Source organism: Rudanella paleaurantiibacter, assembly GCF_009184635.1.
In the GTDB taxonomy this organism is placed as follows: Bacteria; Bacteroidota; Bacteroidia; order Cytophagales; family Spirosomataceae; genus Rudanella; species Rudanella paleaurantiibacter.
This window is the reverse complement of record NZ_WELI01000001.1, coordinates 397,700-421,112: the sequence shown is the minus strand read 5'-3', so window position 1 is coordinate 421,112 and position 23,413 is coordinate 397,700. Positions and strand designations below refer to the sequence as shown.

Here is a 23,413-nt window from a genome sequence, read left to right as displayed (position 1 = left end):
TTCACCCTGAAAAAACCTGCCATGAAACGAACCACACCCCGTCGGGCTTTTGTCGGCATAACCCTCTATCTGCTTGCTCTGAGCGGGTTACTCAGCTACTGCCGCCCCCCCCAGATTGAGCAGCCAACCACCATCCCCTTGCCCCCCGAAGGTTGTAAGATTGTGCGTACCATTTATAAAACACAAGGAGCCTACAAGTTAAATTTAAAAATAGCTGACCCCGAACAAGTCACGCTCGATGATGGACGACAGGTACGCGTTTCCTTGGAATACATAACCACTTATCACTATGATCAACAGGGCCGAATCACAGAGGAGACCGATAAGGGACCTAGCGGCTCCTCTCGAGTCATCAGCTTCATTTACGGAGATCGTCAGCTTACCATGCTCATAAAGAGCTACGATAGCCAGAAGACACTAGTTCGTCAGGATACAACCTTTTTACCGCTCAACTCAGATGGTTTACTAACTTACTATACCCCCGTCGGTCAATCGCAGTACGTCTACAATGCAGAAGGTCAGATGGTGAGCAGCAGCCCGGATCGGCCTGCCATTCTAAATCGATACCTCAACGGGAACCTCACCGAGCAAACACGCTTTGCCACCTGGGTGCAGCAAAACGGGCAATGGATACCTACCGACTACCAATTAATTCGGTATGAACATGACCTTGCCCGGCCCAACCTGCCCGAACCTCGCCAGTTCTTAGGGGCAACCTCCCACAACCTGCCCACAAAAGAAGTGAGGGAGATGCGGCTATCGAGCAGCTTCGCTGATGGACCGGTTTACCAGCGTACCTTCCAGTATAGCTATGACAAGCGGGGGTTGGTCAAACGGCGTATCGCCAACGGTAAGGCGTTGAACCCGCAGTGGTTAATGGAAGAGGACTCTTACGGTGTGGGGGTTATTGATTACGAATACGCCTGCCCCTAGGCATTACAAAAACAGGGAGAAGGGATTGCACGAGCGCTCCCTTCTCCCTGTTCCTTTCTGCCTTCTGCCCTATTAAAAATTAGGCTTGAGCAGGTATTTCGAGTAAAACTCATCAATCACCTTCACGGCTTCGGTTGGGGTATCTACCAACCGGATCAGCTTCATGTCTTCGGGGTTGATGTTGTTTTCCTCGCCCAGCATTACGCCCTCAATCCAGTCGATAAGGCCCTGCCAGTACGTCCGGCCCACCAGCACAATCGGGAAGCGGGCAATCTTCTTGGTCTGAATCAGGGTGATAGCCTCAAACAGTTCGTCGAGCGTACCCATACCACCCGGCATGACAATAAAGCCCTGCGCGTACTTGACAAACATCACTTTCCGAACAAAGAAGAAATCGAAATCGATACTCTTGTCGGCGTCGATATAAATATTGCTGTGTTGCTCAAAAGGCAGCTGGATGTTCAAACCCACCGATTTTCCGCCCTGCTCGAAAGCCCCTTTGTTACCGGCTTCCATGATACCGGGGCCACCGCCCGTAATGACGCCGTAGCCATGCCGTACCAGTTTGGCGGCAATTTCTTCGGCCATTTTGTAGTACGGGTTGTCGGGCTTGGTGCGGGCCGATCCGAAAATCGAAACGCAGGGGCCAATCTTCGACAGTTTATCGAACCCTTCGACAAACTCGGCCATTACTTTAAAAATTACCCACGAATCGGCCGTTTTGATTTCATTCCAGTTCCGATCCTGAAACGCTTCTTTGATCCGTTGTTCGTCGGGTGTAAGGAGGAGTTCGTCACGTTTGGGTAAATCTTTCTGAATCTGGGTCGTGCTCTGTACTTCGGAGCGCTGTACCGTTTCTTTCGTTTCTGTGTTCATACGCTTGGTTGATGCAGCGGGTGAGCAGTAGCCCACCATGTCGTTAACATGTATTTTAAGGTTGTGTTTCCCTGCCCTGAACGTACCGGCTTCTTTATCAGGACTTAAGCGCAGCCGGGGCCCATCAGCTATCCTCTTCCAACGACGAAATGCCTTTTTTCGGAGGGCATTTTGCTAAAGGCAGGAATGCAATAACGTATTTTTGCCTAAAATTTGTTCAATTCCTACCAAACTGTTTAGTCAATGAGCCTGCGCATTGCCATCGGAGCCGACCATGCTGGTTTCACCTACAAAGAAGCGATTCGCCAACACCTGACCGATGGTGGCTACACCGTGGAAGATTTCGGTACGTATTCAACCGATTCGGCCGATTACGCCGATTTTGCGCACCCCGTAGCCTCGGCCGTGGAAGAGCACCGCGCCGATTGGGGCATTCTGATTTGTGGGAGTGGGCAGGGCGTTTCCATGACGGCCAACAAGCATCAGGGTGTTCGGGCGGCTCTGGTCTGGAAACCCGAAATTGCGGCCCTCACCCGGCAGCACAACAACGCCAACGTGCTCTGCCTGCCCGAACGGTTTATCTCGCTCGACGACGCCCTCGAATGCGTTCGGCTGTTTCTCGAAACCGAGTTTGAAGGCGGCCGTCACGAACGCCGGGTACAGAAAATGGCCTGTGCGTAATTAGTGCTATCGACGCTGATACACGCCCGGCGTATTCGTCGGGCGGTACATGGCCCCCAAAGCCGGGGCACGTTGAAACAGCTTTTCGACCACATTTTCGCGGTCGATGATGTACGTAGGTGGGTCTTCGCGGAAATGAGCGTACACATTCACCACAGCCTCGTAGTTGTCGAGGTTGCGGAGGTCGTACTTGGCCAGGTCCCAGTTGAGGTACGGGGTAGCGGGGCGGTTTTGCCAGTACGCACTCAGATCTTCGCCAATCACCAGCAGTTTCTGGTTACGAATGTCGCCGGGCAAAGGCGAAGGCTTCACCTGTAGCTTATCCAGCCGCCCCACATTAATGCCCGGAAGAATACCGAGTGCCCCCTGATAAAAGATGCCCAGCATCAGGGCAACTAGGCCGGTAAACGTCAGTTCGGCCAGCCACGCCTTGCGGACGTTCATGAAGTACAGCACGGCGAAGAACGCCATGGGCGGCACAAAAATCAGGAAGCCCATAGGCGCAATAAACGGCATGAGCGCAATGGTCAGCACGGCCGCAAACGCCCAGAAAAGCATGATTTGCTGGCACCGTTGCTGAAAGTTGACGTACCGGTTGGGTGAGTTGAACAAGCTGAAAAAGCCCAAAATCCCAATTCCGAGTGGCACAATTAGCGACACGATCAAGGCCCGGTAGTCGGACAGAGCATATTGCCGCACCCGAAATACCGACGCCAGCAGGTTACGGTTAAAATCGTCGAGACTATCGTTGAGATAATAAAAAAGGACCGTGACGGCCACCGGAAACGCAAACCCAAACAAGGTAAGCGAATGCTGCCGGAAGGTAGCCCCCGTAAAGAGCAGCAGCGAGGCCGACGCCCAGATAATAAACACCGCCGAGGGTAGATAACACAAGGCCGCCAAACCCACGTAAATACCCACTTCAAAGACTTCGTCGGTTACGCCCTGGCGTTCGAGTTGCTTGATGAGCGTACCGAAAGCCAGCAACAAAAACGAAGTTGAGAGTAACACGGGCGAGAGCGTCAGGCAATCGAACGAAAGGTGTAGAAACAGGGCGTAGAGCAAGCCCGGCCAGAAATTCCGGTCGGGGTACACATCGCGGTTGTTCATGACGTAGTTGAAGTACACGATCTGAAACACCGACACCACCGTTGCCATGGCGTGCAAAGCCCCCTGCGACCGCCCAAACAACGCGTGCAGCACCCGGTACACCAGGGCCGACAGCGGGCTCACACTGTCCCAGATGTCACGGTACAGCAAATAACCCTGACTCATTTGTTCGCCCACGAGCATCCAGTTCAGCTCCGGGATGAGCAAAGGCAGGGGCGAAACCAGGAAAGGAATTCGGATAATGAGCAGCAGCACCATCAGGCTGATGTACTGATACGGTGCATACGTTCGGAAAAAACTCAGCATATTGGCGAGCAATAATGGGCGATCAGCTAACCCAGAAAACGGCCCCACGTTAAACACTGTTGGCGGCTCGCTGTTCACTGTTCACTGATGCGAAGTTACGGCGCATTTCGGCGATCTGAAAAAAGGTACGGATATTTGCACAAACATGGAATCGAAACGACAACAAAAGGTGGCCCGGCAGTTGCAGAAAGACCTCGGTGAGATTTTTCAGCGCGAACTGCCTCATTCCTTCAACGGGGCCTTTATTACGGTGACCAACGTGCGGGTTTCGCCCGATCTGAGCGTAGCCCGGGTGTACCTGAGCTTTCTGGGTACGAAAAACAAGGAGATGCTTCTCGATGATATTCGGGAGAAAAGCCGCACCATCCGGCAATCGTTGGGTGAGCGCGTGCGGCATCAGCTCCGCATCGTACCCGAACTTAACTTCTTCGTGGACGATACGGCCGAGTATGCCGAAAAAATGGACAAGCTCTTTGCGGGCCTTGATATTCCGCCCGCGCCCGAAGAAGATGATGAAGACAATTAATGCGTGAACGAGTGAATGAGCGAAAGAGTGGTGCTGAGTAACTGTTTCTCCCTTTCGCTCATTCACTCTTTTACTCGTTCACCTATGAATCTGCCCTTTTTTATTGCCCGCCGGTACTTCTTTACGCGCAAAAAACGCGGCTTTATTGGCTGGCTCTCCATACTTTCTATTATCGGGGTGGGCGTTGGTACAATGGCGCTCGTGGTGGTGCTGTCGGTATTCAACGGCATGGAAGAGCTTAACCGAACGTTGTTTCGCTCGGTTGAGGCCGACCTGACCATTACTCCCCGGCAGGGCAAACGATTTGAGGCTCCTCCCACCCTGCTTACGGCCCTCGGCCGCACGCCCGGTGCCGACCTGGTTACGCCCGTCATTCAGGACAATGCCCTCGCCCGGTACAACGGCGCTCAAACCGTAGTGACGGTGAAAGGCGTGGCTAACAACTACTTACAGCGTTCGCAGCTCGACTCAGCCCTCGTCGACGGGCGGTTTCGACTTCAGACCAACGGTATCAACTACGCCATTGTGGCCGAAGGCATCCGCAACGACCTGAGCATTGTAACGCAGGATATTCTGACTCCGCTCGAACTGCTGTACCCGCAGAATCAAAGCGGTAGCCGAACGCTCAACTTACTGAACGAGAATGCCTTTTCGACGCAGGCCCTGACGGTTTCGGGTGTGTTTTTTGTGGATGCCCAGCAGTACGGTGATTTTGTGATTGCCCCGCTGCCCGTGGTACGCGAACTGGTAGGCTACGGCCCCAATGAACTGACGAGTATCGAACTGCAACTGAAGCCCGGCACCGATCTGGTAGCCGCCAAAGCCGCTGTACAGACGCTGGCAGGCGACCAATTACTGGTACGCGACCGCGACGACCTGAACGTAGACCTCTACCGGGCCATCAACATCGAAAAACTGACCGTAGGCCTTACCCTTTCGTTTATTATCCTGATTGCGTCGGTTAATATTTTCTTCTCGCTCTCAATGCTCGTTATTGAAAAGAAAAACGACATCCGCACCCTGCTGGCACTCGGCGCTACGCCGGGGCTCATTCGGCGGGTATTCCTTACCGAAGGGGCTATCATCTCCCTCTCAGGGGCGGTTACGGGCCTGGTGTTGGGGGTTGGGCTGTGCTGGATGCAGGAGCGATACGGGCTTGTGGGGGTTGGCACCACCTCATCCATCATCGATGCCTACCCGGTCCGGGTCGACACAACCGACCTCTGGATTACGGCTCTGATTGTACTCGGCATTACGGCTCTTACCTCGTGGTTTCCGGCCCAGCGAGCCGCCAAAATCCGCCAGACAACGAATTAGGAAACAATGCAAAATGCTTAATGAATAGCGGAATTAGCTGCTGACAATCAGCGAATTCATTATGCATTTTACACTATTCATTATACATTTAATTCTGCTTGAATACACCTAATACCTAAACCATTCATCCGGTTTGCGGCTGCTTTCCAGCCGGCGTTCCAGATCGTCGGGGATAAACGGAAAAAAGTCGATGCCGGTGAGCCGCTCAATCTGATCAACTGGTACCACAAACGACTGGAGGGGTTCGTTGGACGGTTCATTATTCATCAGAAACCCGATCATCCGAATGTCGGGCTTGTTGCAGTACAAAATCACTTTGTAGAACTGCTCAGGTACGGCAACTTCCACCTTTTTCCCGATTGTTTCCAGACCCGGCTTCAGCACCGGGCCAGTCACCACGTACACACCCCGGTCGCGCCGGGCCCAGGTACGCACCTGATCTTCCAGCTCTTTCCAGATACCCCGGTTAAACTGCGGAGCCTGCGGACTTATGTTGCTCATATAAAACGACTCGCGGGTGAGCCGTTGCGAAAACTTAAAATCGCCGGCCGGTGCCAGGTGCCCCCGGTCGTACCCCGACCGCGTGTAATCAGTGGGGTACGCCGTGCCACTTTCTACGAGCGGATCGGGCTGAAACCGCTCGTAATCGCGGTCGGCATCGCCTGTGGTTTCAAACGCCAGCAGCGGATAGGCCACCCAATCGGCCTGTTCGTACTGATCGCGGTAGCGAAGAATGTAGCCATCATGGCGCACAATTTCGTCAGACGATGAAAAAGCAGGCAGGATAAAATCGGGTTTCTTCTCAAAATCGAACCGCTGATTACCCGATTGGCTCGCCTGTTCATCGGGGGTACTTCCGTCGCTCGCGCCCCCCTCATCCGAGGCACTACTTTCGTCCGAAGCCTCGTCAGAGGCCACATCCTCAGTGGGTTCGGGCGCCTTGTACGGATTCGTCTCTTTTTCCGACCGGTCCGACGACGGCCCTATTCCGACTATCCCCTTGAGGTCGTTCCAGAAAGCCACGAGGGGTCTTGTACGGCCGCCGTAGTGCAGAAACAGCCCCACCATGAAAAAGAAAAACAGTAAAACAAGCGAGTTACCACGCAGCCGGAACCCGCGCTGATAAACGCCGGACCGCCGATGGTACGATTTGTTAGAACGAAAAAACATAGTACAAAGGTAAGCAGGGTTGTGGTTTTGGGGCTTCGTATTCGAATGAAACCCGGAACCGGGTATGACTGTTAGGCGGGTATGTCTTCATTACGCATTGCCGTGATCGGCGGGGGGGCAGCGGGGTTCTTCGGAGCCATCACCGCGGCAGAAACGTACCCCGACGCAACGGTCACGATCTACGAGAAAAGCCGACAGGTATTGGGTAAAGTACGGGTTTCGGGCGGAGGGCGCTGCAACGTCACCCATGCCTGTTTCGACAACCGGCAGTTTATCAAACACTACCCACGGGGCGAACGCTGGCTACGGCCCTTGCTCAATCAGTTCGACGCGCAGGCTACCGTACGCTGGTTCGAGTCGCGGGGGGTAGCCCTCAAAACCGAGACCGACGGACGCATGTTTCCCACCACCGACTCGTCCGAAACCATCATCCACTGCCTCACCCGCACCGCCGACCGGCTGGGTGTTCAGATACGCACAAGCTGCGGCATTGCAGCCCTTACCCCCGCCGAGGATGGCTGGACACTTCAGCTCCAAACGGGCGAAACCCTCACCGCCGACCGCGTGCTGGTGGCCGTGGGTGGGTATCCGCAGAGTCCGTCGTACGGCTGGCTACCGCCGGTTTCCCACCCCGACGTGCTCGTGTCGCCGGTACCCTCGCTGTTTACCTTCAACACGCCCGACAATCCCTTGCTGGCTTTGGCGGGTGTATCGGTACCCAACGCGCTGGTGAGCGTACAGGGTACTAACCAACGTCAGAACGGCCCCCTGCTCATTACACACTGGGGATTTAGTGGCCCGGCTATTCTGCGACTTTCGGCCTGGGCCGCCCGCGACCTCGCCGGGGTCGACTACCGGTTTACCCTCCGCGTTCAGTGGCTTGGTGACCGCACGGAGGCCCAAATCCGCGACGGTTTTACCCTGTTCCGGCAGCAGCACCCCAAAAAGCTGGTTACGTCGCAAAACCCGTTTGGGCTACCCGGTCGGCTGTGGGATGCATTTTGTGCCGAAGCGAGTATCACCGAAACTACCCGCTGGAGCGAACTACCCGGTAAAGCACAGAATCGGCTCATCGAAAAACTAACCAACAGTCAGTTTGCCGTGAGTGGTAAGAGTACGTTTAAGGATGAGTTTGTGACCTGCGGGGGTATTGCCACGGGCAGCCTGAACCCGCAAACACTGGAAAGTACCACCCACCCCGGCCTGTTTTTCGCGGGAGAAGTAATCGACGTAGACGGTATTACGGGCGGCTTCAACTTCCAGAATGCCTGGACTACGGGTTACATTGCCGGGAGGCATTTGGGAATATAACAAAAAACCTGCAAGGTCTCGAAGACCTTACAGGTTTGTGCTTAATACACCCGCTCGTAGTACTCCCGTGCCATACGGGCTGAGGTGAAGTACGCGTTGACATCGGCCATACTCCGAAGCTGAAGCGCACGCCAGGCTTCGGGTCGGTCGTAGTACATCGGCAGAATATCTTCTTCCAGCAGCCGGTACAGGTGCTCGCGGTCGTGCGCATCGGGGTTCCGAAAATCCGCGTCGCCGGGCGTAGGGACAATAAACGCGTTCTGATCGGGGCCGTTAGGTTTGGCAAACTCACAGATCCAGCCGTCGTTTGTCGACAGGTTAATGGCGCCGTTCATAGCGGCCGTCATCCCGCTCGTACCCGAGGCTTCGCGGGGAACAATGGGCGTATTCATCCACACATCAGCTCCGTCTTTCAACGCTTTGGAGAGCGCCAGTTCGTAGCCCGTCAGCACGGCCATACGTGGGTACAGGTGGCTCAGATAATACAGGTGATTGAACGTCCGCACGGCTCCCTCATCGAACGGATACGGCTTACCGGCCCAGATCATCTGCACCGGATAATCGCGGTTGTTCATGAGCCGCCGGAACCGCTCGCCATCCTGCGTGAGCAAGTCAGGGCGCTTGTAACCCGCAAACCGACGCGCCCATACAATGGTGAGTATATTGGGATCAAAGAGCTTACCAACCTGATCGGCAACAAGGTTGAATAGTGGCTTCTTCATGGCCTTTTTGCGAGCCGCCAGCGTCCGGCTGTCGGATGCCGACCGAGCCGCATCCAGCTGGGTATCGGCCCAGTAGCCATGATTTTGCGCGTTGGTCACGTGCGTAATCTCGCAGATGCCCGCATACGAGCCCCACATCCGGCGCGACACCTCACCGTGCAGCTTCGACACCCCGTTGGCTTTGCGGCTCAGCCGAAGAGCTACCAGCGAATGGTTGAAAATACTATCGTCAACCCCCGCTATTTGCCGCACCCGTTCCAGTGGCAAGCCCCCGAAGAACCCCAGCCGTTGCAGAAACCCAATATCGTGTTTTTCGTTGCCAGCTTCTTCGGGCGTGTGGGTCGTAAACACCATCCGGTCACGTACGGCCTCTACGCTGCCCAGCGTCTGATACAGGTGAAAAGCCGCCGACAGTGCGTGCGCTTCGTTAAGGTGATACACCTCGGGCGCATAATTGATCTGATCCAGAAATTTAGCTCCGCCTAAGCCCAGCACCATGCACTGCGACACTTTCAGGGCCGAATCGGCATCGTATAACCGGTACGTAATACTTCGGGCTTCGGTATCATTGCCGGCAACGTCGGTCGTCAGAAAAAACATCGGCACCGTGTTAAAGTGCTTCGGGTCCAGGTAATAGGCCTCCACCCAAACCGGCCGACCGGCAATGTCGATCGAGAACCGAACGCCCGTATTTTGCAGAAACCCGTAAATCTTCTCCCGAAACTGCACGTCCATAGCGTTGTCGGTCCGGCGAATCTGATCATAATACCCGTATTTCCACAACATCCCGATCCCGATCAGGTTCTGACGCTCGTCGAAAGCACTTTTCATGTGCGAGCCCGCCAGAAAACCAAGCCCTCCTGAGTACACTTTCAAGGCCTGATCGACGGCAAATTCCATAGAAAAGTAAGCGACCGATTTACGGTAAGCCGGAGCAAACGAATACGGATGACGAAAGGCGGGTGGCAATTGTGATGAAGTCATGGAGCGCAAGTACGAGTAAATGGGATACTAAAACGAAGGGCCAAAGGTACAACGAAAGCCCCACCCGTATGATAACCTGCTAATATAGAAACAGCCTACAAAGCCCATCAGAACCAAATAAGAGTCTGTAAATGAAGCTAAAACACAAGACTCTGTCTGCTAAGCATGTCTACATTTTAACCACATTTCAAGGTAAGTCTATACGCAAATGGGCGAGCGGATTTCTCCACTCGCCCGTTTGCATACGTCGATTGATACAATTGTCGCTTACAGGTACGGCTGCGCAATAGCCAGCACGGCCGCACGATCGAGAGGCTCATCGAAGGCTTCCCGAACGCGGTCGGCACTTTTGCCTGTCAAAGCGACCAGATCAACACCTGCCTGGCTGGTTACGGCCTCACCCGCATACACCGGAGCCGGTGCCTCGTCGGTAGCCGATACCCAGCCGCGCAGTCCCCGCAACCGGCGCACTTCCGATGCGTGACGCGCTTCGACCGAGTGGATTTGCAGCGCCGTTGTGAGCACATCCATACCCAGCAGATTACCTGCCTGACCTTTGTAGGCCCGAACGCCCGTATCTTCAAACGCCTGTGCCAGCAGCAAAAACGTTTGGTAATCGGTAAACGTAGCCGCCGGGTATTTAAAAGCAGGCTTGGCAACAGCCGCTGAGCCCAGTGCTCCACGGAGCAGAGCCACGTGGGCCGTTTCGTGCTTGCCGATCTGGGTAAAAATGGCTTTGTCGGCGGCCGGAATCAGGTTAGCAGCGGCATTGCCTTTCTGGTAATAGTCGTCTTCGAGATACTCCAGCGTAAGGGCGTAGTTAAGTACGTCCTGCACTGACGACGACTGCGCGTAAGCCTCGTTGAGCACACTGGCCATAACGGTCGGTGCCGATACTGCCAGCGCTTTAGAGCCCAGCCGCAGCAGGCTCCGCCGTGAATAATAACCCAACCGCTCGGTGGCATCGCCATCTACGGCTTCGATATCCTGGAATAATTTGAATAAGTTCATGGGGTCAGCCTGGTTTACTTGGGCAGATTGTTAGCCGTGATGGTTGTACGAACAAAAGGTTGCGCCAGCGGCAGCACCACCGAGGGGGCACTCGCCGGGTCGAGGCCCGTAGCGGGCGTTACCACGTCGTCGCCCGCGAAACTGGTTGTTTTGGGGCTCAACAATGACCGAATAGCAGCCGCGTGCCGCGCTTCAACCGACACAATCTTGCCGGCCAGCAAGAGGTAGTTCACATCTTTGATCAGCTTACCCGCGCCGTTGTAAGCCGCTACACCCAGATCTTCAAAGGTCTTGGCCGCGTTGAGTACGCTCGCCCGGTCGGCGAAGTTGATGCTTGAGAAATTAACTTCAAGGCTGGCAATGGCACTGTTGCCCAGAGCCGCCTTGAAAAAGTCGCGGTGGATGATTTCGTGGTCCCGGATTTCGGTGAGCAGGCTACGCTCGGCATCGGTAATACCTGAGTAAGGCGTAGCAATTACCTGCGTGTAAAAAGCGGCTTCGAGCTGCTCCAGCGCATACGCATAATTCAGAATACCAACATCGCCCGAACCCAGATCAACCGTAGCCGCCGAAATGGGCGTAGTCATGTAATCCTTGTCAACACACGATTCGAGCAATACTGCACCCGTCGCTATGGTCACCCCTGCATACCGCAGAAACAACCGCCGATCTACCGCTTGTGCGGGCCGATCTGTTTTTGTCTTTTCCATACTGTTCTTGCGATTTTAAGCGGCACCGGCGAGCCTGAACGCTTTGGGCGGCACCTGTCATAAGTACGCGCCCGGTTTCGGTCTGGATTTTTCAGGCCCGCGCAATTCAGACCCTCCGGCCGCCCAATCACTGAGAATCAGCCCTATACAAACGAATAAAAAAGACAAAAATGGTCACTACTCGTCGTCGTCCTGAAAGGCACGGTACGCTCGCTGAAGCTCATCGAAGGTTTTTTGATTTCCTTGCTGACGCGCCAACTGCAACCCAAAATCATAATACATGGCCGCTTTGGTCCGGTCGCCGAGGTCGGCATAGAGCTGGGCAGCGTGGTAATACGTGGGCAAATACTGCGGGTGCTCGTTGAGCAGTTTCTCGAAATAATGCTGAGCCTGACCGGGGTTGGTGTTCAGGTACTCCATGGCCAGCGCGTAAACATTAAAGGGTTCGTGGGGTTCATCCTGTACGAACTGGAGCAATTGTTGGATTCGTTCGGTATTCATTTGCACAAAAAATTAGTATGCATGCATACTGTTTTTGAAAGAGGTTTGTAAATTAGCCCCAAAATTGAGGTTTTGGGGCAGCCGTTGAACCGGGATAGGTGCAAACCGGCCGTTTTTAGGCTAAAACTCGAACCAGTAAACTAAAAACTGATTTCCTATGAAAATCTTAGTGTGCGTGACGAGCGTGCCCGACACGACGACCAAGATTACCTTCACTGACAACAACACCAAGCTCAACAAAGCAGGTGTGCAGTTTATCACCGGCCCCTACGACGACTACGCCCTGGCGCGGGCCGTTGAACTGAAGGAACAAACGGGCGCATCGGTAACGGTGCTTAACGTAGGCGAAGCCGACGCGGAGCCGGTTATCCGGAAGTGTCTGGCTATCGGTGCCGACGACGCTATCCGGGTCAATGCCGACCCTGTAGACGCGTATTTCGTGGCCGAGCAAATTGCGGCCATCGCCAAAGAAAACAGCTACGACCTGATTCTGATGGGTCGCGAATCGATTGATTACAACGGCGGGCAGGTACACGGTATCGTGGCCGAAATGCTGGGTATTCCGTCGATTTCGCCGGTAATGAAACTCGATATTTCGGGAACTACCGCCAAGATGACTCGCGAGATTGAAGGCGGCAAAGAAGACCTCGAAGCAAGCCTGCCGCTTGTGCTGGGTTGTCAGGAGCCAATTGCCGAATGGAAAATCCCGAACATGCGCGGCATCATGACCGCCCGCACCAAGCCCCTGAAGGTGGTAGAGCCCAGCAGCCGCGAAACCCTGACTCAGGTGGTTAGCTACGAGCTGCCCGCTCCGCGTGGGGCCGTCAAAATGATCCCTGCCGATCAGGCCGAAACACTTATCCAACTGCTCCGTACCGAAGCGAAAGTCATCTAAGCAAAGTTTACTGTTTTCAGTGTTCAGTTCACAGTTGGCCAACGCCCGTGAATTACCCCAAAACACGAACTGAAAACCGTAAACCCTAAACTGAAAACTTATTTATGTCAGTCCTCATTTTTGTCGAGTTAGACGAAGGTAAAATCAAGAAGTCCTCACAGGAGGCTATATTCTACGGCGCTAAGGTGGCCGGTATGATGGGAACAGCGGCTACGGCTGTAGTACTTGGAGAGGCCGATAGTGCCGAACTCGCTACGGCGGGCCGGTTTGGGGCGACCAAAGTCCTGCATGCTGCCGACCCAAAGCTGAACGAAACCAACGGTATGGCCTATGCGTCGGTGGTGGCCGCGGCCGCTCAGCAGGAAGGCGCCAAGGTTATCGTGCTGGCTAAGTCGTCGCTGGCTGATGCCATGGCAGCCCGGTTGGCGGGAAAACTCAAAGCGGGTCTGGCGGCCAACGTTATCGACCTGCCTCAGCTCGGGGATAGCTTCCGCGTGAAGCGCAGCATCTACACGGGCAAGGCGTTTGCCGAAACCGAGTTGACAGCCGACACCAAAATTCTGGCCATCAAGAAAAATACCATCACGCCCGAAGAAACCGACGCCACGGCTTCGGTTGAGGCATTCAGCCCCGCGCTGAACGAGGGCGATTTTGGTTTGAAAGTGACTAACACCGAAAAAGCAACGGGCGACGTACTCCTGCCCGAAGCTGACCTGGTGGTATCAGCAGGCCGTGGCCTGAAAGGCCCCGAAAACTGGGCCATCGTAGAAGACCTGGCCAAAGCCCTGGGTGCAGCCACCGCCTGCTCGAAGCCCGTGTCGGATCTCGACTGGCGTCCCCACCACGAACACGTGGGCCAAACGGGTATCAAGGTAAGCCCAAACCTGTACATTGCCGCCGGTATTTCGGGTGCCATTCAGCACCTGGCGGGTGTCAACTCCTCGAAGGTGATTGTGGTCATCAACAAAGACCCCGAAGCGCCATTCTTCAAATCGGCAGATTACGGTATCGTGGGCGATGTGTTTGAGGTATTACCCCGCCTGACCAAAGCTGTACAGGCTCTGTAAAGGCCCCTACAAACGGACCGTTTCCCCAAAATAGCCAGTGCCCGGAAGGCCACTGGCTATTTTTTTGGCCATGCGCCAATGGGGGGCCTGCTCGCTCAGGACATCAATTGACCATTGGGCAGAAGCTCAGTAAAGAGGTATTTTACAGCCCATAACCTTACAACACGGGCCAAAAATGAAAGAATGGGCGTGAACTCCCCTATGGGTATTATAGTTATCCTGTAAGACCCTGCCCGTCCGGTCTTAAGGGCCGTTTTGGTTTGTTTGGCGTGCTTTCGGTGCAGAAAGAAACACCCAGACAAACAAGCAAACAGACAAACAGGTAAATTCGCGCCGTGGAAAAAATTAAGTTAGAAATATTAGGTTTATCGCCCAGCCAGTCGCAGGCGGGTTCGTTTGCCCTGGTACTTGGCGAAGAGTACGGAAATCGCCGGCTGCCGATTATCATTGGCATGTTCGAAGCCCAGGCAATAGCTATAGAAATTGAGAAGATTGTGCCCAACCGGCCCATGACCCACGACCTCTTCAAGCAGTTTGCGGAGAAGTTTAAGTTTACGGTTCGGGAAATCGTGATCTCCGATTTACGCGAAGGTATTTTCTTCGCCCGGATTGTCTGCTCCGACGGTGTCCGGGAAACCGTTGTCGACGCGCGCCCGTCCGACGCCATTGCCATCGGTATCCGGTTCGGGGTGCCTATCTTCACCTACGAGGCCGTTCTGTCGGAAGCGGGTATTACTACCAGCGCGGCCGATGAAGAAGACGAAGAGCAACCAGAAGTGGTGCGTTCGTCGAGCCGACAACCCCGCGCTTTTGGCGAGCAACTGAAAGATATGACCGTGGACGAACTTCAGAAGATGCTCGACGAAGCCCTCGGCAACGAAGAGTACGAGCGGGCCGCCAAAATCCGCGATGAAATCAGCAAACGAAACTAATTTTTATTGGGCATTAACTACCTGAGCAGCAACAAGCCCCGCCTTTCGGCGGGGCTTGTTTTTTTGGCATACTTCTTGCGCCACATACGTTTGGTTGAATACTAACGTTGTTTAACCGGCTTGACATCCCAAATTCACCAGCATTATTCTTTCGCAAACCATGAAACGTTCGTTCCTGTTTTTTGCCTTGTTTCTGGGCCTTTTGACTTCCTGCAAGCAGTTAAGTGGCAAGGAAGCCGAGGTTGATCCCCGCGATCAGTACATAGGTGTTTACGACGACGGTGGCTACACCGGACAGGTATTTATTGGTTCCATTGTATCGGAGCGGCCTTCGGGTACAGTCACGATCACGGTGGGCAAGGCTGCGGCTCCTAAAGAGCTGACCATGTCTTTCCTCTACAACAAGGGCAAGCAGTTTGAATACACCGAAAAACTGACCGCCGAACTCGACGGAACCAAGTTTACGATTATCGACAAGAAGTCGGAGCAGATCACCGTGGGCGTAACCACCATTGATGCCCCCTATCAGGGTAAGGGTGAGTTTGCCGACGGAACCAAGTTTGCCATGACCACCAGTTCGGAAAAAGATCAGTCAGGTACAATTGTTAAAAAAGTGCTGGGTATCACCGGCTTCAAAAAATAAGGCGTTTTTCGCCATCTATTCGAAAGCTTCCGGCCACCCGGAGGCTTTTTTTGTGGTCGGGGCAAATAGCTGATCACAAAAAAAGCCCGGTTGAAAACCGAGCTACCCGCCTTAACATCAGGCCAATGGGTACGGATTAATCGCCACAACTAATCTGCCCCGACTTGATGGTCTGCGCCAGCATTTCGTAGGTAGCGGGCTTAGTCAGAAACGCACAGGCCCCCAAGGCTTTGCTCCGTTCCTGATCGTGTACGTCGCTCGATGTAGTCAGAATAGCCACGGGCACCTGCTTCCAATCTGTATGCTCTTTGAGCGCCTTCAACGTATCGAAGCCATTCATGCGGGGCATATTCAGGTCCACTAATACCAGTTCGGGCAGGGCGGCATCAGGGTGCTGCTCAATGTGCAGCAGAAGTTCTTCACCGTCTTCGAAACAAACCAGCTCGGTATCGGAAAAATGCTGTTGAAACGTCAACTTTGCAAAAAACCGGTCGTCCTCGTCGTCGTCGACTAAATAAATCAGGGAAGAAGCCATGCGTTTAGTTTGGTACATGCATGTAACGAGAATGACGCCCAAAAAATTCGATGCCAGGGCTCCTGTTTTTAGGTAACGTCCGTAGTTTCGCTCCCCTGTTTCTCCTTAACACAACCCACTTATGCGCTCTGTTTTTACCCTTCTTTTTCTCTGCCTGCAACTAACCGTTTCGGCCCAGAAACCGCTTGCTCCAGTATTGCAGGAGGCCCGTCCCGAAACCGTCGGTATGAGTGCCGACCGGCTCCAACGGCTCGACCGGGTGGTGCAACAGTACATCGACGAAGGCAAACAAGCCGGAGTGGCCGTGCTGATTGCCCGTCACGGAAAAATTGTTCATCACAAAGCCTACGGGTACGACAACCTGGCCCAGAAAACCCCGCTTCGGCGCGACGCTATTTTCCGGATTGCTTCGCAAACCAAAGCCATTACGAGCATGGGGGTGCTTATTCTGCTGGAAGAAGGCAAGTTGCTGCTCGACGACCCCATTTCGAAATACATCCCGGCCTTTAAAGCAACGCCGGTGCTGGATAAATTCAACGAGAAAGACACCTCATTTACTACCGTTCCGGCCCGGCGCGAGATTACCATCCGGCACCTTCTTACGCACACGTCGGGCATTGGGTACCCGCAAATTGGCAGCAAAGAAGCCAACGCCATCTACGCCAAATATTCGATTCCGAGTGGTATTGGTACCCCCAACGCGAACCTCGCCGAAGCAGTGGATCGGCTGGCGAAGCTACCTCTACTGAGCCAGCCCGGCGAACGCTGGATTTACAGCCTGAGCATCGACGTGCTGGGGCGGCTTATTGAGGTGGTTTCGGGGCAATCGCTCGATGCGTTTCTGCGCACCCGGCTGTTTGAGCCCCTCGGCATGAACGACACATTTTTTTACCTGCCGACCTCTAAGCACAACCGCCTGACTACCCTTTACACCGAAGATGCCGACAAGAAAACGATTCCGTACCCGGCCCGTAACGGCCAAAGCGCCGACTACCCCAAACAGGCGGGCGGTTTTTACTCGGGCGGGGCAGGCCTCTCATCCACCTTACTCGATTATGCCATTTTCCTGCAAATGGTCATGAACGGCGGCACCTACAACGGCAAACGGATTCTGAGCCCCACCACCATACGCATGGCGCTGAGCAATCAAATCGGCGACCTAAACGTAGGCGCGGGTAAATTTGGCCTTGGGTTCGCCCTGACTACCGAGAAAGGGGCCGCCCGGATGCCTATTTCAGAAGGGTCGTTCGACTGGGGCGGCTATTTCGGCACTACCTATTGGGGCGACCCTAAAGAGGGTATCGTTGCCCTGATTTACACCCAAAAAGTCCCCAACTCCTTCGGCGACCTCACCGATAAGTTTAAGGTGCTGGTTTATCAGGCGATTGGGGAATAAGAAATAAGGAGGAAGGGAGGAAAGGGAAAGGGACGCAAGCGTAGTTTCGTCTTCTCCTTTCCTCCCTTCTCCCTTCCTCCCTTCTCCTTTCTCCCCTTTTCCGCAAGAATCGGGTTGATCGTCGGGGCTTGGTTGACGACCTTTGAAGCGATCAAACAACACCTCCTGATGAACCCGAACAACCCGAACAACCCGTACACGTACGAGCAAATTGCCCGCGCTATCGAACACCTGAACCGAACGTTCCGGGATCAGCCAACGCTGGGCGAACTGGCCGAGCATGCCAACGTCAGCGCGTTTCATTTTCAGCGGATGTTCACTGAGTGGGCGGGTGTGAGCCCCAAAAAATTCAGCCAGTACCTCACCCTCGAATACGCCAAGGAGCGTCTCCGGCAGGGTGTACCGCTCACGGCTGCGGCTCAGGACGCCGGCCTGTCGGGCACGGGTCGCCTGCACGATCTGTTTGTTTCGATTGAAGGCGTCACGCCGGGTCAGTTCAAGCAGGGTGGAGCAGGACTTACCATGCAGTATGGCCTTTTTGACAGTCCGTTTGGTACGTATGTGCTGGGCGCGTTCGAGGGAAAAATCACGGTTCTACAGTTTCTCAACCCGACCGACGATCCGCTTCTCCAGCTTCAGACTACCTGGCCCGAAGCCACCTGGCAGCACCATCCAGCAGCTGTGCAGGCATTGGCTACGCTTATTTTCCCATCCCTTAACACCCATCAAGCCCGGCCGACCCACCCCTTGCCGGTGTTACTGCGTGGGTCGGCCTTTCAGCTAAAAGTGTGGGAAGCCCTGCTACGGATTCCGGAGGGCCAACTGGCCAGTTACGATCAGATTGCCGAAGCCATTGGGCAACCCACAGCCTCACGGGCGGTAGGTACCGCTATCGGTAGCAATCCCATTGGCTACCTCATTCCCTGCCATCGGGTTATCAAGAAAACGGGCCTGTTTGGTGGCTACCGCTGGGGCATCGACCGCAAGCAGGCCATGCTCGGCTGGGAGGCCGCACGTTGCGAAGTAGGCCTTCGGGTCTGACGGGCCGGGCGGCAAATCCAGCATACAGCTCATCGCTGTGCGTAATTCCGATTAACTTGGCCCAACAATCCAACGCCCGGCCATGCCTTACGCACTCGAACATCACTACGTCCAGACCAACGGTATCCGACTGCATGTGGTGCAGGCCGGACCCACCAACGGACCCCTTATCCTTCTGTTGCATGGTTTTCCGGAGTTCTGGTACGGCTGGAACCACCAGATTCTGCCCTTAGCCGAAGCGGGTTTCCGGGTGTGGGTACCCGATGGCCGGGGCTACAACCTGAGCGATAAACCAACAAACACGGCCGCTTACAACCTCGACGAACTGGCCGCCGATGTGGTTGGCCTCATGGATGCGGCCCAAACGCCCAAAGCCATTGTGGTTGGGCACGACTGGGGGGCGGCCGTAGCCTGGTGGGTGGCCGCTACGTATCCCGAACGGGTTGAGCGGCTCGTGACCGTCAACGTACCCCACCCGGCTGCGATGAAGCAGTTTACCCGACAGCAACCCCGGCAGATGCTCCGAAGCTGGTACATCGGTTTCTTCCAAATCCCGGTGCTACCTGAGTTTTTTTCGCGGCTGGGCAACTGGTCGGCCCTGGCGCGAACCCTTCAGTCGAGTAGCCGACCCGGTACGTTTTCGGCCGACGACTTAAAGCTTTACCGCACTGCGTGGTCTCAGCCGGGGGCCATTCGGTCCATGATAAACTGGTACCGGGCGCTGGCACGGCATCCGCCCCGCCGACGGGCGCAACGCCGAATCACCGTGCCGACTTTGTTGATCTGGGGAGCTCAGGATCGGTTTCTGATGCGTGAGATGGCCCAGCCCAGCATTGACCTCTGCGAACAGGGGCGGGTGGTTTATTTTGAAACCGCTACCCACTGGGTTCAGCACGAAGAAGCCGAGGCTGTTACAAATCTGATTATCAGCGGATAGCAGTTTTATAGCCGCTTAATTAGCGGGGTAATAGCAAACGCTACATCGGGTTTATTTCCCGGCCTCTAAAACCCGCTTCAACACGGCCACAGCCTGAGTCAGCTCATCTTCAGTGCTGGAAGCAAATCCCAGCCGGGTGCTATGGAGCCATTTACCCGCCGGGTTGTGTACCAGCCCCGGCGATAAGTATAGCCCAGCCCGCAAAGCACGCTCGGCCAAACGCGCTAGATCGACGGCCGGGTCAAACGTAGCCCAGATAGCCATGCCACCGTCAGGCTTCTGAAACTGCACCCAATTGGGCAGCTCGTGGGTGAGCAGAGCGCACACATGGTCGCGTCGACTCTGATACGCCCGCAGCGATTTCCGAAAATGCCGCTTCATCTCGCCCGTGTGAAACAACTGGCCCACTGCGTACTCGAGGACAATATCGCCCTGCCGGTCGATGATGCGCCGAAACCGGGCCAACTCGTCGATCAGGTCGGTTGGTGCAACCACATACCCCACCCGAAATCCCGGCGACACCGATTTGGTGAGTGAGCCCACATAGACAACCAAACCATGCCGGTCGGCGCTGGCCAAAGGCAAAATGGGGCGACCGAGGTAGTGGTAGTCAAAATCGTAGTCATCTTCGAGCACGGCAAACCGGTACTGCTCGGCCAGTTGCAACAGCCGCACCCGGCGGTCGGACCGAAGGGTTACGGTGGTTGGATAGTGGTGATGGGGCGTTACATACACCATCCGAACGGGCTGAGACTCGCACAGGTGCGCCAGAGCGTCCACGTCGAGCCCATGCTCATCCACCGGCACCGTGCGCACCGTAGCCCCAGCCCGGCGCGCGTTCATGGTAGCTCCCGCCCAGGTGGTTTCGCCCGTCACGACCACATCGCCCGGTTGCAGCAACACCTGACAACTTAGGTACAGTCCCATGATGCTCCCCCGCGTGATCAGAATATTGTCGGGCGTGGTGCGCAGCCCCCGGGTTGCATTGAGGTATTTCGACAGCTCCTCGCGTAGCAACGGATGGCCCTTCACGTCGCCATAGCCTACGTGCGCCTGCGGGTTGCCCCAGTTCAGGTACGACCGATACGCCCGGCTCATGGCATCGAGCGGAGCCAGCCGGGCGTCCGGGAACCCATCGTCGAAACGCAACCCTACCGGGCTGCTAAGTACGGGCCGCTCCAACTCGGTCCGGCGGGTAAAAGCAAAGCCCGTTTGGGTACCCATACGGGTGGGCGCTCCCGTATCTAACGCCTGTGGGCGTATGCTGGGCAGGTGCGAGGCTATAAACGTGCCGCTTCCGGGTCGGCTTTCGATCCAGCCCTGCGCCAGCAGATCGTCGTAAGCAGCCACCACGGTTTGCCGGTGTATGCCGAGCCAAAGCGCCAGTTGGCGGGTGCCGGGCAACCGTTGCCGAGCGGGTAAGGTACCCGCCCGAATCAGTTGCCCCAGCTGCTCGCTCAACTGTTCGTATATGGGCTGCCCAGCCGCCTTATCGAGCTGTATCAGCGTTTTGAAGGGCAATGTCATCGGCTCACGAAGTTGAAAACGTCAGATGGAGGTATTCGCTACAACTTACGAAACCGAATAGCGCACCCGCCCCCTTTAGCCAATCGCAACGTCAGTTTAGATGCGCGGGTAACGCGCTGTTTATCGATTGTGTAGGCTTCCGGGTTGGTGTCCCAATCAGCGTTGTCAGCGTCGCGGTAAAAGGTTGCCTCATAGGTGGCTCCTGCCTCCAGAAAATCGAGCGGCAGGGGCAGCGAGCGGCTGTTCTCGTCGGTGATTGCCCCCAGAAACCAGTCACTGCTCCCCTTTCCTTTGCGGGCTGTCATGACATATTCGCCTGGTTCGGCCGCCAGAATCCGGGTATCATCCCAATCAACGGGAACATCCCGGACAAACTGGAAGGCATCCAGATATTTCAGGTAATTCTCGGGCAAATCGGCCGCCATCTGAAGGGGGCTGTAGAGTGTCACAAACAAGGCCAGTTGCTTGGCCAGCGTCGTACGAACGCGCGTGGTACGGGTGCTCTCAAACTGGTTGAGCCGCATGTGGAACAGCCCTGGTGTGAAGTCCATTGGGCCGCCCAGCATCCGCGTAAAGGGCAGTATGGTGGTGTGCTCGGGCGTAATGCCGAGGGTTGGGGCATTGTTGAACTCACTGCCCCGGGCGGCTTCGCTCGCCAGCCAGTTTGGGTATGTCCGATGCAGGCCCGTCGGGCGCGACGATTCGTGCGAATCGACCATGATTTTGTACTGAGCCGCCTTTTCGGCTACCCGCTGGTAATGGTTGTTCATCCATTGACCGTCGTGGTGTTCTCCCCGAGGGATAATCCGGCCTACATAGCCTGTTTTTACTGTATTGATCTCTTTTGAGCGCATATACCCAAAAGCCGCGTCCATCCGTCGCTCGTAATTAGTGACCGAGCCGGAAGTTTCATGGTGCATAATGAGCCGGATGCCCCTTTGCCGGGCGTAGGCCGTAAGGGCGTCGATGTCGTAGTCGGGGTAAGGAGTCACAAAATCAAATACGTCCTCTTTCCAGTTCCCGAACCAATCTTCCCAACCCACGTTCCAGCCCTCAACCAATACCCCATCGAAACCGTACTGAGCCGCAAAGTCGATGTATTTTTTCACATTGGCCGTGTTGGCCCCGTGCTTCCCGCCCGCCAGGGGCCAGTTTGCTTTCCCGACGTGCATTTCCCACCACATACCCACAAACTTCTGGGGTTTGATCCAGGAGGGGTCCGCAATGCGGGACGGCTCGTTGAGATTCAGAATCAGTTTGGATGCCAGCAGATCGGTTGCTTTATCGCTCACAATCACCGTGCGCCAGGGCGTTTGTGTGGGCGTTTGCAGGTAGGCTTTGTTACCAACAGCATCGGGAACCAACTGCGCCCGGAACGCCAACCGAGCCTTATCGAGCCGCACGTGCATGACCGGATAATTCAGCACAGCCGCTTCGAACAGGCTGATATACAAGCCCGAAGCCGTTTTCATCAGCAACGGCGTTTGCACGGCATCGGGGCCTATAATGGCCTGTAAGGCAATGTCTTTCTCTTTAGCTGCAGCCGCCACCGCATCTATTTCGCTCAGCTTGGTAGTATTATAAAGGTACTCGTTGGTGTCATAATCGCCCGGAATCCAGAAGGTCTGATGATCGGCCGCCATCCGAAACTCCGTATGCTCGTCGGCTACTACAAAATGCTGGAAGTCGGGTTGTTGGGGAAACTCATACCGGAACCCCAGACCATCGTTAAACACTCTGAACCGAACCACTACCTGCACGGCCGGACTTGTCTGACTAGCCAACCGAAGGGCCAATTCGTTGTACTGATTCCGAATTTGTGCCACCTCACCCCACACCGGTTTCCAGGTCTCATCGGTCCGCGACGAATCCACCGAAACCAGCCGAAACCGGTTGAGTGCCAACGCCGGTTTGCTCAGGGTGAAGCCAAGAGCCGAAGGTTGCACTACGGGCTGCCCCTGAAATGTAAGGGCGTAGGCGAGTTCGCCCGTAGCATTGACGCTGACAGTGAGCCGAATACGCTTATCCGGCGACGAAGTTGTGCGAGTCGTCTGACTATAACAGACAGCAGAAAGCGCACTGAGCCAGCAGAGGGTAACCAGAAAATAGAGGAGCTTCATACAAGGCAGATTGGTTAAACGGCCTATCTCAGTCACCCAGACCCGGCCCCTGAAACGGTCTGGCAAACTACAAACTTTAGCGCAACAACAGACAAAGCCCTTAGGAGTGCCACACCATTGCATGGACTACGGTCTGTGTCTCTGCCCCTGATTCGGGCTGGC

General features: G+C 55.2%; 22 protein-coding genes. 12 read left to right on the top strand and 10 right to left on the bottom strand.

What is annotated here, in order from left to right:
- Positions 1–21 precede the first annotated feature (21 nt).
- The gene (locus F5984_RS01820) at positions 22–933 is read left to right on the top strand and encodes a hypothetical protein (RefSeq protein ID WP_019987803.1); all 912 of its coding nucleotides are present in this window, start codon (positions 22–24) and stop codon (positions 931–933) included.
- A gap of 72 nt (positions 934–1,005) precedes the next feature.
- Here F5984_RS01820 and F5984_RS01815 read toward each other — a convergent pair whose 3' ends face one another.
- Positions 1,006–1,809 carry an LOG family protein gene (locus tag F5984_RS01815; RefSeq protein WP_019987809.1) on the bottom strand — a complete coding sequence of 268 codons (804 nt, stop codon included), beginning with the start codon at positions 1,807–1,809 and terminating at the stop codon, positions 1,006–1,008.
- Positions 1,810–2,052: 243 nt separating this feature from the next.
- On the opposite strand from F5984_RS01815, the gene rpiB reads away from it, so the two are divergent.
- A complete protein-coding gene (rpiB, locus tag F5984_RS01810) occupies positions 2,053–2,490 on the top strand; it encodes a ribose 5-phosphate isomerase B (RefSeq protein ID WP_019987810.1) in 438 nt (145 codons plus the stop codon).
- A gap of 6 nt (positions 2,491–2,496) precedes the next feature.
- On the opposite strand, the gene F5984_RS01805 is transcribed toward rpiB, so the two are convergent.
- Positions 2,497–3,906, bottom strand: a complete 1,410-nt coding sequence (locus F5984_RS01805) for a hypothetical protein (RefSeq protein WP_152122247.1) — start codon at positions 3,904–3,906, stop codon at positions 2,497–2,499.
- Between the two features lie 145 nt (positions 3,907–4,051).
- Between F5984_RS01805 and rbfA the strand changes: the two genes are divergently transcribed.
- Both rbfA and F5984_RS01795 read left to right on the top strand, forming a co-directional pair.
- On the top strand, positions 4,052–4,432 hold the full coding sequence (rbfA, locus tag F5984_RS01800; protein WP_152122245.1) for a 30S ribosome-binding factor RbfA: 381 nt from the start codon (positions 4,052–4,054) through the stop codon (positions 4,430–4,432).
- 84 nt (positions 4,433–4,516) lie between these two features.
- Positions 4,517–5,749 (top strand): ABC transporter permease, encoded by a 1,233-nt coding sequence (locus F5984_RS01795; protein WP_152122243.1) that lies wholly within the window; start codon positions 4,517–4,519, stop codon positions 5,747–5,749.
- A 108-nt stretch (positions 5,750–5,857) separates the two neighbouring features.
- Here the strand turns inward: F5984_RS01795 and F5984_RS01790 are convergent, their stop codons facing one another.
- Positions 5,858–6,919 (bottom strand): DNA/RNA non-specific endonuclease, encoded by a 1,062-nt coding sequence (locus F5984_RS01790; RefSeq protein WP_152122241.1) that lies wholly within the window; start codon positions 6,917–6,919, stop codon positions 5,858–5,860.
- A gap of 81 nt (positions 6,920–7,000) precedes the next feature.
- On the opposite strand from F5984_RS01790, the gene F5984_RS01785 reads away from it, so the two are divergent.
- Entirely contained in the window at positions 7,001–8,230 is a 1,230-nt protein-coding gene (locus tag F5984_RS01785) for a BaiN/RdsA family NAD(P)/FAD-dependent oxidoreductase (RefSeq protein WP_152122239.1), read from the top strand.
- Between the two features lie 41 nt (positions 8,231–8,271).
- Here the strand turns inward: F5984_RS01785 and glgP are convergent, their stop codons facing one another.
- From glgP to F5984_RS01765, 4 genes are all read right to left on the bottom strand, one after another.
- Positions 8,272–9,936, bottom strand: coding sequence for an alpha-glucan family phosphorylase (gene glgP / locus F5984_RS01780; RefSeq protein WP_152122237.1), 1,665 nt, complete (start codon positions 9,934–9,936; stop codon positions 8,272–8,274).
- Positions 9,937–10,203: 267 nt separating this feature from the next.
- Positions 10,204–10,947, bottom strand: a complete 744-nt coding sequence (locus F5984_RS01775) for a ferritin-like domain-containing protein (RefSeq protein ID WP_152122235.1) — start codon at positions 10,945–10,947, stop codon at positions 10,204–10,206.
- Positions 10,948–10,961: 14 nt separating this feature from the next.
- The gene (locus F5984_RS01770; RefSeq protein WP_152122233.1) at positions 10,962–11,657 is read right to left on the bottom strand and encodes a ferritin-like domain-containing protein; all 696 of its coding nucleotides are present in this window, start codon (positions 11,655–11,657) and stop codon (positions 10,962–10,964) included.
- Positions 11,658–11,834: 177 nt separating this feature from the next.
- On the bottom strand, positions 11,835–12,158 hold the full coding sequence (locus tag F5984_RS01765) for a tetratricopeptide repeat protein (protein ID WP_152122231.1): 324 nt from the start codon (positions 12,156–12,158) through the stop codon (positions 11,835–11,837).
- A gap of 157 nt (positions 12,159–12,315) precedes the next feature.
- On the opposite strand from F5984_RS01765, the gene F5984_RS01760 reads away from it, so the two are divergent.
- From F5984_RS01760 to F5984_RS01745, 4 genes are all read left to right on the top strand, one after another.
- A complete protein-coding gene (locus F5984_RS01760) occupies positions 12,316–13,053 on the top strand; it encodes an electron transfer flavoprotein subunit beta/FixA family protein (RefSeq protein ID WP_152122229.1) in 738 nt (245 codons plus the stop codon).
- Between the two features lie 104 nt (positions 13,054–13,157).
- Positions 13,158–14,120 carry an electron transfer flavoprotein subunit alpha/FixB family protein gene (locus F5984_RS01755; RefSeq protein ID WP_152122227.1) on the top strand — a complete coding sequence of 321 codons (963 nt, stop codon included), beginning with the start codon at positions 13,158–13,160 and terminating at the stop codon, positions 14,118–14,120.
- Positions 14,121–14,455: 335 nt separating this feature from the next.
- Complete coding sequence (locus F5984_RS01750) at positions 14,456–15,052, top strand: bifunctional nuclease family protein (RefSeq protein WP_152122225.1); 597 nt, start codon at positions 14,456–14,458, stop codon at positions 15,050–15,052.
- A 160-nt stretch (positions 15,053–15,212) separates the two neighbouring features.
- Positions 15,213–15,695: a hypothetical protein gene (locus tag F5984_RS01745; RefSeq protein WP_152122223.1), complete on the top strand. Its 483-nt coding sequence runs from the start codon at positions 15,213–15,215 to the stop codon at positions 15,693–15,695.
- Between the two features lie 136 nt (positions 15,696–15,831).
- Here F5984_RS01745 and F5984_RS01740 read toward each other — a convergent pair whose 3' ends face one another.
- The gene (locus F5984_RS01740; RefSeq protein WP_152122221.1) at positions 15,832–16,230 is read right to left on the bottom strand and encodes a response regulator; all 399 of its coding nucleotides are present in this window, start codon (positions 16,228–16,230) and stop codon (positions 15,832–15,834) included.
- Positions 16,231–16,351: 121 nt separating this feature from the next.
- On the opposite strand from F5984_RS01740, the gene F5984_RS01735 reads away from it, so the two are divergent.
- The 3 genes from F5984_RS01735 (at position 16,352) to F5984_RS01725 (ending at position 19,604) form a co-directional block, all read left to right on the top strand.
- On the top strand, positions 16,352–17,626 hold the full coding sequence (locus F5984_RS01735; RefSeq protein WP_152122219.1) for a serine hydrolase domain-containing protein: 1,275 nt from the start codon (positions 16,352–16,354) through the stop codon (positions 17,624–17,626).
- Between the two features lie 168 nt (positions 17,627–17,794).
- Positions 17,795–18,667, top strand: coding sequence for a methylated-DNA--[protein]-cysteine S-methyltransferase (locus F5984_RS01730; RefSeq protein ID WP_152122217.1), 873 nt, complete (start codon positions 17,795–17,797; stop codon positions 18,665–18,667).
- A gap of 82 nt (positions 18,668–18,749) precedes the next feature.
- Positions 18,750–19,604, top strand: coding sequence for an alpha/beta fold hydrolase (locus F5984_RS01725; RefSeq protein ID WP_152122215.1), 855 nt, complete (start codon positions 18,750–18,752; stop codon positions 19,602–19,604).
- Positions 19,605–19,655: 51 nt separating this feature from the next.
- Here the strand turns inward: F5984_RS01725 and pdxR are convergent, their stop codons facing one another.
- Positions 19,656–21,131 carry a MocR-like pyridoxine biosynthesis transcription factor PdxR gene (gene pdxR, locus F5984_RS01720; protein WP_152122213.1) on the bottom strand — a complete coding sequence of 492 codons (1,476 nt, stop codon included), beginning with the start codon at positions 21,129–21,131 and terminating at the stop codon, positions 19,656–19,658.
- A 38-nt stretch (positions 21,132–21,169) separates the two neighbouring features.
- The gene (locus F5984_RS01715; RefSeq protein WP_152122212.1) at positions 21,170–23,251 is read right to left on the bottom strand and encodes a glycoside hydrolase family 97 protein; all 2,082 of its coding nucleotides are present in this window, start codon (positions 23,249–23,251) and stop codon (positions 21,170–21,172) included.
- Positions 23,252–23,413 lie beyond the last annotated feature (162 nt).